At 64.8% G+C, this 13222-nt stretch carries 10 protein-coding genes, 1 pseudogene and 1 riboswitch; of the genes and pseudogenes, 5 read left to right on the top strand and 6 right to left on the bottom strand.

Translation table 11 applies throughout. The annotated features are described in order from the left end of the window. Positions 1-15: 15 nt before the first annotated feature. Positions 16-237, bottom strand: a complete 222-nt coding sequence (locus tag BLS52_RS10255) for an SCO4848 family membrane protein (RefSeq protein WP_090586532.1) — start codon at positions 235-237, stop codon at positions 16-18. Continuing rightward, positions 237-734, bottom strand: coding sequence for a DUF2505 domain-containing protein (locus BLS52_RS10250; RefSeq protein ID WP_090586529.1), 498 nt, complete (start codon positions 732-734; stop codon positions 237-239). The genes BLS52_RS10255 and BLS52_RS10250 overlap by 1 nt, the downstream gene beginning before the upstream one ends. Before the next feature lie 294 nt (positions 735-1028). Between BLS52_RS10250 and mfd the strand changes: the two genes are divergently transcribed. After that, complete coding sequence (gene mfd, locus BLS52_RS10245) at positions 1029-4643, top strand: transcription-repair coupling factor (RefSeq protein ID WP_090586528.1); 3615 nt, start codon at positions 1029-1031, stop codon at positions 4641-4643. On the opposite strand, the gene BLS52_RS10240 is transcribed toward mfd, so the two are convergent. The 4 genes from BLS52_RS10240 to BLS52_RS18515 form a co-directional block, all read right to left on the bottom strand. After that, positions 4640-5011: an Hpt domain-containing protein gene (locus tag BLS52_RS10240; RefSeq protein WP_090586525.1), complete on the bottom strand. Its 372-nt coding sequence runs from the start codon at positions 5009-5011 to the stop codon at positions 4640-4642. The genes mfd and BLS52_RS10240 overlap by 4 nt on opposite strands. 208 nt (positions 5012-5219) lie before the next feature. Beyond that, on the bottom strand, positions 5220-5396 hold the full coding sequence (locus BLS52_RS18520; RefSeq protein ID WP_175460147.1) for a hypothetical protein: 177 nt from the start codon (positions 5394-5396) through the stop codon (positions 5220-5222). 4 nt (positions 5397-5400) lie between these two features. Then, complete coding sequence (locus BLS52_RS10235; RefSeq protein WP_090586523.1) at positions 5401-6636, bottom strand: glycosyltransferase family 2 protein; 1236 nt, start codon at positions 6634-6636, stop codon at positions 5401-5403. Between the two features lie 255 nt (positions 6637-6891). Beyond that, positions 6892-8424, bottom strand: coding sequence for an FG-GAP-like repeat-containing protein (locus BLS52_RS18515; RefSeq protein WP_175460146.1), 1533 nt, complete (start codon positions 8422-8424; stop codon positions 6892-6894). A 101-nt stretch (positions 8425-8525) separates the two neighbouring features. After that, a riboswitch (cyclic di-GMP riboswitch) is annotated at positions 8526-8600 on the bottom strand. A 335-nt stretch (positions 8601-8935) separates the two neighbouring features. On the opposite strand from BLS52_RS18515, the gene deoC reads away from it, so the two are divergent. From deoC to BLS52_RS10210, 4 genes and pseudogenes are all read left to right on the top strand, one after another. Beyond that, complete coding sequence (gene deoC, locus BLS52_RS10225; protein ID WP_090586692.1) at positions 8936-9952, top strand: deoxyribose-phosphate aldolase; 1017 nt, start codon at positions 8936-8938, stop codon at positions 9950-9952. Positions 9953-9962: 10 nt separating this feature from the next. Beyond that, positions 9963-11438 carry an aldehyde dehydrogenase family protein gene (locus BLS52_RS10220; RefSeq protein WP_090586520.1) on the top strand — a complete coding sequence of 492 codons (1476 nt, stop codon included), beginning with the start codon at positions 9963-9965 and terminating at the stop codon, positions 11436-11438. Then, positions 11435-12316, top strand: coding sequence for an aldehyde dehydrogenase family protein (locus tag BLS52_RS10215; RefSeq protein ID WP_090586517.1), 882 nt, complete (start codon positions 11435-11437; stop codon positions 12314-12316). The genes BLS52_RS10220 and BLS52_RS10215 overlap by 4 nt, the downstream gene beginning before the upstream one ends. A gap of 214 nt (positions 12317-12530) precedes the next feature. Continuing rightward, positions 12531-13222 (top strand): annotated as a pseudogene (locus BLS52_RS10210) (leucine zipper domain-containing protein); the annotation flags it as partial.

Below are 13222 nucleotides of genomic sequence, written 5' to 3'. Positions count from 1 at the left end.
CGGCCGCGTGTTTAGTCAGGCAGCGAGAGTGCGGAATCCGATCACCAGGGTGGCGGCTCCCAGGATCATCGAGGTGCTCACCAGCATGAAGTGGACCTTGAGGAAACGGGTGGCAGCGCCGTGCAGGTCCCGCGACCGCGGGTCCTTGAAGACCCGCCGCAGGAACGGCGGCCACACAATCAGGGACCACAGGCCCGAGACAATCAGGACAATGGACAGGGGAAGGGGAAGCTCCATCAGCGGCTCTCCAGCCAGTTCTTCGCCTCGGCCGCCTGAATATTGAGGGCCTTGCCGATGTACGGCTCCGCAGCGGCGGCGATCTTCGCGCCCATGAACGGGATGGAGGAGGTCACGTTGCCCTCGACATCCACCCGGGTGGAGGTGCCTTCGGCGATGAGCCGCTGGACGGCGTCGACATTCACCGGCGCGCCCGCAACGCTCATGGACACCTTCGCCTCACGGGAGCCGTCCGCCAGCGGCGCGCTCCAGTTCTCGACCTGGGTGACGGTCAGGCTGTCGCCGACGAACTTGCGGGCGAAATCCGGCAGGCGGGTGGTGGGGAGGGTACGCACCGCGGTGAGGGTGAAGGCGGCGGAGGTATCGCCGTCGACCGTCAGGGACTTCAGTTCCCCGCCGACGTGCTCGCTGGTGTGCTTGAGGAACGCTTCATCGGTGAAGACATCGGTCACCGTTGCAACGTCGTAGGGCAGGGTGGTTGAGGCGCTGAGTGCCACGAATCCTCCGGGGGTTGTTGGTCTTGAGTCCCGTACATCCTATGTGAGTGCTGGCTTCGACCTTGCGTTGAGTTGTCAGGACACACCCCTTATGGGAGCGGCAAAGCGGCGTGTCCTGCCAACTCAACGGGGTGTGGCAGCGGCCCCGGCTCGCGCCCGGCGGGGGCGGATCCTCCTGTTTATCCGGTCCTTGCCATGCTGCGCGGTAGTGTTAACGCCGACTCCCGGGATTCTTTGAGAATTTCGGGCTTTCGTGTTGTCTTCTTGTGCTGCCCACGACCCTGAAGGATCGCCATGGCCCCCACCGGACCCACCCTCAACGGTCTCCGCGCCGCCCTGCAGGAGGACCCCTCCTTCGCCCGGGTACGCGCCAACGCGTCCCGCTCCGGTTCCGGACGCAGCACCGACCTGCAGATCGGCGCCCCCACCGGGCTTCGCGCCGCGCTACTCGCGGAAATGGTGGACGGCCTCGCCGAGGCACACGACGACGACGGCGGCACTCCGGTTGTCGTGGCCGTCACCGCCACCGGGCGGGAGGCTGAGGACCTGGCGGCTGCCCTGCGAAGCTACCTGCCGGCGTCGTCCATTGAAGAGTTTCCCAGCTGGGAGACGCTGCCGCACGAGCGGCTCTCGCCGCGTTCCGACACCGTCGGCCGGCGGCTGTCGGTGCTGCGGCGGCTGGCCCACCCGGGTGCCGATCCGATCCGCGTGATCACCGCGCCGGTGCGTGCCGTGGTGCAGCCGCTGGTCGCCGGCCTCGGACAGCTGGAGCCCGTGGCCCTGAAGGTGGGCGAGGAACGCGGGTTCGACGACGTGGTCCGCGCGCTCGCCGACGCCGCCTACTCCCGCGTGGACATGGTGTCCCACCGCGGCGAGTTCTCGGTGCGCGGCGGCATCATCGACGTCTTCCCGCCCACTGAGGACCACCCGCTGCGCATCGAGTTCTTCGGCGACGAGGTGGACCAGATGCGCTGGTTCGCCGTCGCCGACCAGCGCTCGCTGCCCGTCGACGGGGACCGCGGCGCGCCCACCGAGCTCTATGCGCCGCCGTGCCGGGAGCTGCTGATCACGCCGTCGGTCATGTCCCGGGCCGCCCACCTCCGGCCGCAGCTGCCCGCCGCAGCCGGAATGCTCGAGAAGATCGCCGGCGGCATTGCCGTTGAGGGCATGGAGTCGCTGGCGCCGGTGCTGGTCGACGCCATGGTGCCGTTTGTCGGCGAGCTGCCCGCCGGGTCGATTGCCGTCGTCGTCGAGCCTGAAAAGGTGCGCACACGCGCGCATGACCTGGAAGCGACCAACGAGGAGTTCCTCCAGGCCGCGTGGGCCACAGCGTCCGACGGCGGGGCAGCGCCCGTTGATCTGAGCGGCCAGTTGGGTGCCGACCTGGAGGCGGCGAGCTTCCGGTCGCTGACGGATACGCGCTCCTCCGCGCTGGCGAACGATGTGGCCTGGTGGTCGATCACGTCCTTCGGGTCCGATGACCTGCTCACCGACGTCGACAGTTTCACCGTCGCGGCGCGTGAACCGCGCGGCTACCAGGGTGACGTCGCGGAGATGATGGAGTTCATCGGCGGCCGCGTGCGCGACCAGTGGCGCGTGGTCGTCGCAACCGAAGGCCCGGGGCCTGCCCAGCGCCTGGCTGAGCTGTTTCACGATGCTGACATTCCGGCGTCGCGCGTGGAATCCCTCGACGGACCGCCGCAGCCGGGAATCATCGAGATCACCACCGCGTCCGCAGGCCGCGGGTTTGTGCTCGACGGGCTCAAGCTCGGGCTGCTGACGGAGGCGGACCTGCTGGGGCGCACTTCTGCCTCGGGGACCCGCGACATGCGGAAGATGCCGTCCAAGCGGCGCAACGCCGTTGATCCGCTGCAGCTGCGCGAGGGCGACTTCGTGGTGCATGAGCAGCATGGTGTGGCCCGTTTTGTGGAGCTGATCCAGCGGTCCACCGGCGCGGGGCCCACCAAGACCATCCGTGAGTACCTGGTGCTCGAGTACGCGCCGTCCAAGCGCGGCGCCCCCGGGGACCGACTGTTTGTGCCGACCGACCAGCTGGACCAGGTGACCCGCTACGTCGGCGGTGATACGCCCGCGCTGTCGAAGATGGGCGGCTCCGACTGGGCGCGGACCAAGACCCAGGCCCGCAAGGCCGTCAAGGAGATTGCCGGGGAGCTGATCCGGCTGTACTCGGCGCGGATGGCCTCGCGCGGGCATGCGTTTGCGCCGGACACGCCGTGGCAGCGCGAGCTTGAGGAAGCTTTCCCGTATATCGAGACTCCGGATCAGCTGACCACCATCAACGAGGTCAAAGCCGACATGGAGCGGGAAATCCCGATGGACCGGCTGGTCTCCGGCGATGTTGGTTACGGCAAGACCGAGATCGCCGTGCGGGCGGCGTTCAAAGCTGTGCAGGACGGGAAGCAGGTGGCCGTGCTGGTGCCCACCACCCTGCTGGTGCAGCAGCACTTCGAGACTTTTTCCGAGCGGTTCTCCGGCTTCCCGGTGCGTATCCGTGCGCTCTCCCGGTTCCAGACCACCAAGGAGTCCAAGGAGACGGTGGAGGGTCTGAAGAACGGGTCGGTCGATGTGGTGATCGGCACGCACCGGCTGCTCTCCAACGAGGTGCAGTTCAAGGATCTTGGTCTGGTGATCGTGGATGAGGAGCAGCGCTTCGGTGTCGAGCACAAGGAAGCGCTGAAGAAGATGCGGACCAACGTGGATGTGCTGGCGATGAGTGCCACCCCGATCCCGCGGACGCTGGAGATGTCGCTGACCGGGATCCGCGAGACGTCCACCCTGGCAACGCCGCCGGAGGAACGGCACCCGGTGTTGACCTACGTCGGCCCGTACACGGACAAGCAGACATCCGCGGCGATCCGGCGTGAATTGATGCGCGAGGGCCAGGTGTTCTTCGTGCACAACCGGGTGTCCTCGATCGACCGCACGGCTTCGCACCTGCAGCAGCTGATTCCGGAGGCACGCGTCGCCGTCGCGCACGGCCAGATGAGCGAATCCAAGCTGGAGCAGATCATCGTGGACTTCTGGGAGAAGAAGTTCGATGTCCTGGTGTGCACCACGATCATCGAGACCGGCCTGGACATCTCCAACGCCAACACGCTGATCGTGGATCGGGCGGACAACTATGGGCTCTCGCAGCTGCACCAGCTGCGCGGTCGGGTGGGCCGCGGCCGTGAGCGGGCGTACGCATACTTCCTGTACCCATCGGAGAAGCCGTTGGGCGAGGTGGCGCTGGAGCGGCTGAAGGCGGTGGCGTCGCACAACGAGCTCGGCGCCGGCATGCAGTTGGCCCTCAAAGACCTCGAGATCCGCGGTGCCGGCAACCTGCTGGGCGGGGAGCAGTCCGGGCACATCGCTGGCGTGGGCTTTGACCTGTATATCCGGCTGGTCGGCGAGGCAGTGGCGAACTACCGCGGGGAGGCCGAGGAGAAGTCAGCCGAGATGAAGATCGAGCTGCCCGTCAATGCGCACCTGCCGCATGACTACGTGCCGGGGGAGCGGCTGCGCCTGGAGGCGTACCGGAAGCTTGCCTCCTGTGTGACCGACGCCGCGATCGACGAAGTGGTTGATGAACTCAAGGACCGTTACGGTGACCTGCCGGCGCCGGTTGTGAACCTTGTCGCCGTCGCGCGGTTCCGGGTGCAGGCGCGTGCCGTGGGGCTGACCGACGTCGCGCTGCAGGGCAACTTCATCAAGTTCGCGCCGGCAAACCTGCCCGAGTCCAAGGAAATGCGGCTGAAGCGGATGTACCCGGGTGCGTCGGTGAAGCCGGCAATGAACGCGGCGCTGATCCCGAAGCCGAAGACGTCGTCGGTGGGTGGCCGGGACCTGGCTGACGCGGCGATCCTCGAGTGGGCGCAGAACGTGATCGACGCTGTGTTTGCGGCCTAAGTTTCGCGGTTGAGGTAGGTGGTCATCAGTTCCTGCATGGTCTCGTCACCGCAGGTATGGATGTTCTCAAGGGCTTCTTCCGAGGAGCGCATGTCGCCTTTTCGGATTCTGCGTTCCAGCTCTATGGCGGACTTCGCCAGGCGCGGCGCGCCCACCATGACAGCGGTTATCTTGACGCTGAGTACCGCGTCCAGAGCCGCCGGTTGATCGTGCACGCAGACGGCGGTCTCAAGGCGGTGGTATTTGTCATCCCACGCCCTGACGAAGTCCCGGGCGAAGTCCCGCGCTGACATGGGATCCTGAAGATCGTCTTCAAGATCATGCAGGACATGGTGGTCCACGAGCGGGATGCGTTTTTTCGTCGCCATGGCAACTTCTCCGTCAGGTATGCAGCACACCGGATCTGAGGGGCGGACACTGCAACTGTCCGCGATGGGGATGGAAAGGGGACCGGCATCGTTGCTGGAGGGTGGGCAATCATCACTTGGACCCTCCCGATACCGGTCCCCAGTTCGTGGGTCCCGTAGGACTCGCTCCCTGTGAGCGTTGCCTGCGCCGCTGGCGGCGCGGGTTTTGTTATTCGGAGCTGCCGGCCTCTGCTTCCCGTCGAGGCATTATGCGTGCGACCGCCATCCCCGCCGCCATGAGGGCGAACCCGGCAAGCCCGAACCAGAAGATGTCGCCTGCCCCCGTGTAGGCAAGTGCACCGGAACCAAGTCCGGCAGCTGCTGCTGAAGTAGGATCGTTATACATTGTTTTACCACTTTCTCTCGGTTTTGCACAGGACATCGATATATGCCCGTGCCTGAACTATTTGAAGGAAAAAGTCATACGGCAATTCATACATGGTGACTGCTATGAATCGCTGTCCCAGGTGCTTGTCTTTCAGCGTCACGAAGCGCTCCAGAAGGAACACTCCGGTCAGCGCCAGCCAAAACCCATGGATGTTCACTCCACCAAGCACCATGAAACTCCACGCCAATGAACCAACGTACAAAATGGTGATGGATATTCCGGTGACGCTTAGTAATTGCCTTCCCCAGTAACCCGCAGTAACGCGGTTGAGTCCGTATTGGAAGCAATTCTCGATTGCGCCGCGCTTCCACCGGAGCCGTTGCGCCCACAAGTCCTTCCACGATGTCATCGCGTCAGTGACCAGCAGGCAATCCGCCGGGGCAAGGATCTTCATTCCCACCGTGAGGATCGCGAAGCTCAGTTCGTTATCCTCGGTCAGGACGGTGGTGTCGTAGATGCCGCCTGAGCCGTCGCCGGCCGGGAGCTGCCCGGTAGTACGGGCGTGCTCGATCCGCCGCAGGGTGCTGGCTCTGAACATGGATGCCGTGCCCGTGACCACCAGGCACTTGCCTCGCCTGCGCCGCACATCCCGGGCATACCGGGCGTACTCGTTATCCTGCAGGTGAACGAGGAATCGCTCGCGGATGCTTGCCTGCGGCCCGGGCTGTACCGCCCTGAAGGTGCCACCGACGGCCCCCAGCCGACGGTCCTTATCGAGATGCCGAAAAGCGTTCGCTACAAAATCGCTGGCGAGAATCGAGTCGGCGTCCTGAACGAGTACGACGTCGTCGTCCGCCAGGGTCGGAAGTAGAAGCGAGAGATATTGGTTGAGCGCGCCGGCCTTCTTATCCTGGTTCCCCGTGGTCTCGAACACCGAGACGCTTTTCAATGCTGCCTCTTGCAGGACGGCCACTGTCCGGTCGGTGCAGTTGTCCGCTATGACGACAACCTGCGTGGGGCAACGGGATTGCTTCAGAAGACCCTGGACCGACCCGAGGATCATTTCTTCCTCATTGTGTGCCGGAATCAAAGCAATGATTCTCGCCGCCTTGGGAACTTCGACGGCCAGGGAACCCACGTGTTTTGCTTGTCGCCGTGGTTGGGCAAGTTTCGACGAGATAACGTCAGCTGTCCCGACTGAAACCAGAGATTCGGAACACCCCGAAATTAAACTTAAACCCGAATGTAATGAATACATTTGTTGCCCCTAAAGTCCAAGTGATGTTTAGGAGCGTAAGTCAGCATTTGATTACAAAGCACGAGTATCGCATACTCGTCTTTTCGCAGGGGTGAGGAGAAATGGTCGAGAAGTCCGCGTGATTCTACTCAGAGCCGACCGGGGAGGTACGCGAGTAGTTACTCGGCAGCCAGGCGACACTACTCGCTGGAGCGTTTTGCCGCCTGCCCGGCGGCCGGCCACTATGGGTAGCGGCCGGCCGCTTTGGGTTACGCGTCAGGAAATGCTGTTCATGATGTGCCAGCCGGTGCCGACGTTGACCGGTGAGAGCCAGCGGCCGGTGCCGTTCCCGGGGTAGAGCCAGAGGGCGCCGGACTTGTCGCGTGCCATTACGTCGACGTTGCTGTCGCCGTTGAAGTCGCCGGGCCCGAAGATGATGTCAAAGCCCTGCCATCCGGACCCGATTTTCACCCGTGGTTTCCAACGGCCGTTGCCGTTGCCGGGGTAGAGCCAGAGGGCACCGTACTTGTCGCGTGCCATTACGTCGACGTTGCTGTCGCCGTTGAAGTCGCCGGGCCCGAAGATGGCGCTGAAGCCCTGCCATCCCGATCCGATTTTCACCCGTGGTTTCCAGCGGCCGTTGCCGTTGCCCGGGTAGAGCCAGAGGGCGCCGGACTTGTCGCGTGCCATCACATCGACGTTGCCGTCACCGTTGAAGTCGCCGGGCGCAGTCAGGTCTGTGAAACCGTTCCAGCCGGAGCCAACCTGCACGCGGGAGTCCAGTTCTTTGGTGTCGTTGCCCGGGTAGAGCCAGAGGGCGCCGGACGAATCGCGGGCCAGGACATCCGGATGGCCGCTGCCGTCGAAGTCACCGGGAGTGAGGATGCTCGTGTAACCCTGCCAGCCGGTGCCAATCTGGGTTCGACCAAGCCAGCCGCCGGTTCCATCGCCTGAATAGCGCCAGAAGGCGCCGGACGTGTCCCGGGCCAGGACATCCGCGTTATTGTCTGTTCTCAGGGGCGCAGTGCTGGATGCCGGTGTGAATGAGAAGTCGCGGATCACGACCTTTTCGGGTTTGACGGCGGTAGGTTTGCCTCCTCCGCCTCCTGTTACCCAGAGATTGAAGTGGATGGCTTCTTTTGCGGGAACCGGCACTGTTGATCCTTCCAGTACCGTTCGTTTGAGCAACCGTCCGGAGTATCCCTCGCCGGCGAAGGTCTCGAAGGTGATCTTCCGTGGTTCCCAGACCATCCGGTGTGTCAGGACGGAGTCGTTGGTGATCCCGAAAGTGATGGTGTTGTTGCCCTGGCCCGGGGGTTTGGTTGCGTCGAACCAGTAGCCGTGGCCCTGGGTGACAGGCCAGGACTCGCCGTAGGCAGCCCCGCCGCCCCAGGCTGATGCCTCACAGAGGTCGATCTCGTTGTAACCCGGAGTAGCGGCAGGGTCATAGGTGAACAGGCAGCCCCAGACCACTTCCTTCTGCTGCAGGGCCAGATTCTTCTCGACTGTCGTGCTGTAGGTGCCGTATCCAAACCCTTCACGGGTGGACTGGAATTCCGCCCCCACCGGGGCTGTCCCGGTCGGGTTCGTGAGGGTCAGGGTGACGTGTCCGTTGGCGTCGGGATCACTCACATTGGTTGCGCTGTACGAGCCGTTGAACTGGGGCGCGCCACCCCAGAACCGTTTCTGCCAGTTGTACCCTTCCCAGGAAAAGCTCCCTGCGGGGCCGGGATCAGTAACCATAGGGGCGGTTTCCGTTGCCTGCACCGGGGTGATGGCCGGCAGCATGAGCAAGCTGGAGACCGTCAACAGAGTCAGGGGCTTGAGTATCCGATGCGGGAGCCGTGCAGGCTGGGATGGGACTCGCCTGAAGGGACGGAGTACGTCAAGCATGTATGGGACCTCTACTGTTCGGTAGCCCGGCTGACCTCGAGGGTCCCGTGGCTTTGCGACCCCGGTTCGCACCGGGTTTGCCTTTATCGATGAGCTGTTGCCCATTCGCTTTGCCGCTGATGAGGATCAGCGGCTTTTTGATTATCGAAGACGACTCTCAGGGGATGGAGCCAATAAAACGCAGGGATCACGCAAAACTTGCACAGCTTCTTCCAAGGCGGGAACTAACCGGTTGCAGGAAGCACCGTCGGGATTCGGCACCGGTTGAGCCGCTGGGACCGCAGTTACCCGGTGGTAAAGTCGTAGCGTCCATGCGGGTCGACCACCTGTCCCGGCGCTATCGATACCCTGGCTAATCACCGACAAAGGGTGCGGCGGGAACCGTTCCGTGCATGGCAGCGAGTAGAAGTATGGAGAACATGTGACCATGGAAACCACGCGCGCCGGAACCACCGTTGCACCGGCGTCGAGGGCCCTGGAGGTGATCGGTGGAGATCTCACCGAGCGCAGCCTGCGCCGCTATCTCGAGGGCATTCCGGGCGTCGACGCCGTGGGCCTGGAAGCCCGCGCCGCAGCCCTGGGAACCCGCTCGATCAAGACCACCTCCAAGGCCTGGGCGCTGGACACCATCATCCGGCTCACCGACCTCACCACGCTTGAGGGCGCTGACACGCCCGGCAAGGTGAAGTCCCTGGTGGCCAAGGCGCTGGTGCCGGATCCCGATGACATGTCCACGCCGCGCGTCGCCGCGGTCTGTGTGTACGGCGACATGGTGCCGCACGCTGTGGAAGCGCTGGGTTCCGCGCACGACGACGGCGCCACCGGCCGCATCAACGTCGCCGCTGTTGCCACCGCGTTCCCGAGCGGGCGTGCGTCCCGATCGGTGAAGCTGTCCGACACCTCGGATGCCGTTGCCGCCGGGGCTGACGAAATCGACATGGTCATTGACCGCGGCGCGTTTCTCTCGGGCAGATACGGCCAGGTGTTTGACGAGATTGTCGCTGTCAAGGAAGCGTGCAAACGCCCGGACGGCACCTACGCGCACCTTAAGGTCATCCTCGAAACCGGGGAGCTGAACACGTATGACAACGTGCGCCGCGCCTCCTGGTTGGGCATTCTCGCCGGCGGTGACTTCATCAAGACCTCCACGGGCAAAGTGACACCTGCTGCCACGCTGCCGGTGACGCTTTCGATGCTCGAGGTCGTCCGCGACTGGCACCGCCTTACCGGCGAGAAGATCGGCGTCAAGCCCGCGGGCGGCATCCGTGCTTCCAAGGACGCCATCAAGTACCTGGTCACGGTCGCTGAAACTGTGGGGGAGGAATGGCTGCAGCCGGACCTGTTCCGCTTCGGCGCCTCAAGCCTTCTCAACGACGTTCTCCTGCAGCGCCAGAAGCTCACCAGCGGCCGCTACTCCGGCCCGGCCTACGTCACGATCGACTGAAGGACCTGCCATGACATTCCTCGATTACGCCCCCGCGCCCGAGTCGGCAGCGATCCTCAACCTCCGAGACGAGTACGGCCTCTTCATCAACGGCGAGTTCGTGCCCGGAAACGGGGAGTCCTTCACCACCATCTCGCCGGCCACAGAGAAGCACATCGCCACCGTGTCCTGTGCCAGCGAGCAGGACGTCGACGCCGCCGTCGTCGCCGCGCGCCGTGCCTACGACAAGACGTGGTCGCGTATGTCCGGTGCGGACCGGGGCAAGTACCTCTTCCGCATCGCCCGCCTGGTGCAGGAGCGTGCCCGTGAACTGGCCGTCGCCGAGAGCCTCGACAACGGCAAGCCGATCAAGGAAAGCCGCGACGTCGACATTCCGCTGGTCGCCGCCTGGTTCTTCTACTACGCAGGCTGGGCGGACAAGCTGGAGTACGCCGGCCTCGGACCGAACCCCCGTTCGCTCGGCGTCGCCGCGCAGGTGATCCCGTGGAACTTCCCGCTGCTGATGCTGGCGTGGAAGATCGCGCCGGCGCTGGCCGCCGGCAACACCGTGGTGCTGAAGCCCGCCGAGACTACGCCGCTGACCGCGCTGCTCTTCGCGGAGATTCTGCAGCAGGCGGACCTGCCTGCCGGCGTCGTCAATATCGTTACCGGTGCCGGCGCCACCGGCTCAGCGCTGGTGAACCACCCGGATGTGAACAAGGTGGCGTTCACCGGCTCGACGGCGGTGGGCCGGCAGATTGCGCGCTCCACCGCGGGCACCTCCAAGAAGCTCACCCTCGAACTCGGCGGGAAGGGCGCGAACATCGTGTTTGACGACGCGCCGATTGACCAGGCCGTCGAGGGGATCGTCAACGGCATCTTCTTCAACCAGGGCCAGGTCTGCTGCGCGGGTTCCCGTCTGCTGGTGCAGGAATCGATCCATGACGACGTCGTGGAGCGGCTGAAGGCGCGCCTGTCCACCCTGCGCGTGGGTGACCCGCTGGATAAGAACACCGACGTCGGTGCGATCAACTCCGCGTCCCAGCTGGGCCGGATGCGTGAGCTGTCCGACATCGGTGAGCAGGAGGGCGCCGAGCGGTGGAGTCCTGCGTGCAACCTGCCGTCGGAGGGGTTCTGGTTCCCGCCGACCATCTTCACCAACGTGTCCACCAGTTCCCGGATCGCGAGGGACGAGATTTTCGGGCCGGTGCTGTCCGTGCTGACGTTCCGCACCCCGGCCGAGGCGATCGCCAAGGCCAACAACACCCCGTACGGCCTGTCCGCAGGGATCTGGACGGACAAGGGCAGCCGCATCCTGGCTGTCGCGGACAAGCTGCGCGCCGGCGTCGTCTGGGCCAACACGTTCAACAAATTCGATCCGGCCTCGCCGTTCGGCGGGTACAAGGAATCCGGCTACGGCCGCGAGGGCGGCAAGCAGGGCCTGCACGCGTACCTGGCGCCGTCTGCTTTTGCGGGGTCGTCTGCTTTCAAGGGAGATGCACGATGAGCCGGCTCGCTGTTCCGAAGACCTACAAGCTGTATGTCGGCGGCAAGTTCATCCGGAGCGAATCCGGGCGTGTGTACGAGGTGGCAACCACAAAGGGGAGCTTTTCGGTGAGTTCAGTCAACGCCGCGAAGGCCTCCCGGAAGGACGCCCGCGACGCCGTCGTGGCTGCCCGCGCCGCCGTCAGCGGCTGGTCCGGGACCACCGGGTACAACCGCGGGCAGGTGCTGTACCGGATCGCGGAGATCCTGGACGGCCGCCGCGCGCAGTTCGCCGAGGAAATCGCCGCGTTCGAGGGCGTCTCGGCGTCCGCGGCGCAGGCCCAGGTGGACGAGGCGATCGACCTGTGGGTCTGGTACGCCGGCTGGGCGGACAAGTACGTGCAGGTCGCCGGGAACGGCAACGCCGTGTCGGGTCCGTTCTTCAACCTGTCCGTGCCCGAGCCCACCGGTGTGGTCGCTGTGATCGCGCCGCAGAGCGCTGGCGTGCCGGGTTCGCTGCTCGGCTTTGTCCGCGCGGTGGCGCCGGTCCTCGTGAGCGGGAACACCGTCGTCGTGATTCCGTCCGAGAAAGCGCCGCTGGCGGCGTTGAGCCTCGGTGAGGTGTTCGCGACCAGCGACGTGCCGGCCGGCGTCGTAAATGTGCTGAGCGGATCGCCGGCGGAGATCGCGCCGTGGCTTGCCGCTCACGCCGACGTCAACGCCCTGGACCTCCTCGGTGCGGGGGAGCTGGAGTGGGTGGACCTGCAGATCGCCGCCGCGGACACCCTGAAGCGGGTGCTCCCGCCGGAACCAGGGCCCGACGCCGGCGCCCCCTCCCTGGAACGCATCACGTTCTTCACCGAGACCAAGACGGTCTGGCACACGAAGGGTCTGCTGTAGGTCCTCATCTCCGCGGGACTGCCCACTGAGCCGACGTACTCACTGGGCAGTTCACGCGTGAGCCCACCGAGATCTGCAACCCGGTGGGCATTCGTGGTGAGCTAGATGTATTGACCACAGAGGTTAGTGACGGTCGGCGTGGTTTGGTGACATGAAGAAGACCTCCGGGTGAAGTGGGGCTTGTCTAGAGCATCCACTAACCAGGAGGTCTTCAATGTCCCACCCTAACGCCCTACTGACACCTCGCGGGAGGTTGTTACTGGCCCAGTGTGTTGTCGATGATGGTTGGCCGCTGCGCCGGGCTGCGGAGCGTTTCCAGGTCTCTGCCACGACCGCTGCACGCTGGTCCTCCCGGTACCGTCTACTCGGGCCCGCCGGCATGAACGATGCCTCCAGCCGTCCGCACCGCTGTCCGCGCGGGACGGCGGCGCGGACGGAGCGGGGGATCATCGCGATCCGGGTCAACCGGCGCTGGGGACCGGCCAGGATCGACTATCACCTCGGGATCCACCCCTCAACCGTGCACCGGGTCCTGGCCCGGTACGGTCTGGCGAGACTGTCCTGGCTGGACCGTGCCACCGGACGGGTCATCCGCCGCTACGAACATACCGCGCCCGGGGAGGACGTGCACGTGGATATCAAATAGCTCGGGAGGATCCCCGACGGCGGAGGGCACAAAGCCCTCGGCAGGGCCGCCGGGCGCCGCAACAAGGTTGGCACGCAGCGCAACCGCCGCCCCGGGTATCACTTCATTCACAACGCCGTCGACGATTACTCACGCTTTGCCTACTCCGAGATCCTCACCGATGAGAAGAAGGAAACCGTGGCCGCGTTCTGGAACCGCGCCAACACCTGGTTCGAGTCTCGCGGGATCACCGTCCAGCGAGTCCTGACCGATAACGGCAA

Origin of the sequence: Arthrobacter subterraneus (assembly GCF_900099735.1) — a bacterium.
GTDB lineage: Bacteria > Actinomycetota > Actinomycetes > Actinomycetales > Micrococcaceae > Arthrobacter_D > Arthrobacter_D subterraneus.
Note: the sequence above shows the minus strand (reverse complement) of the source record. Positions and strands in the feature narration are given on the sequence as shown.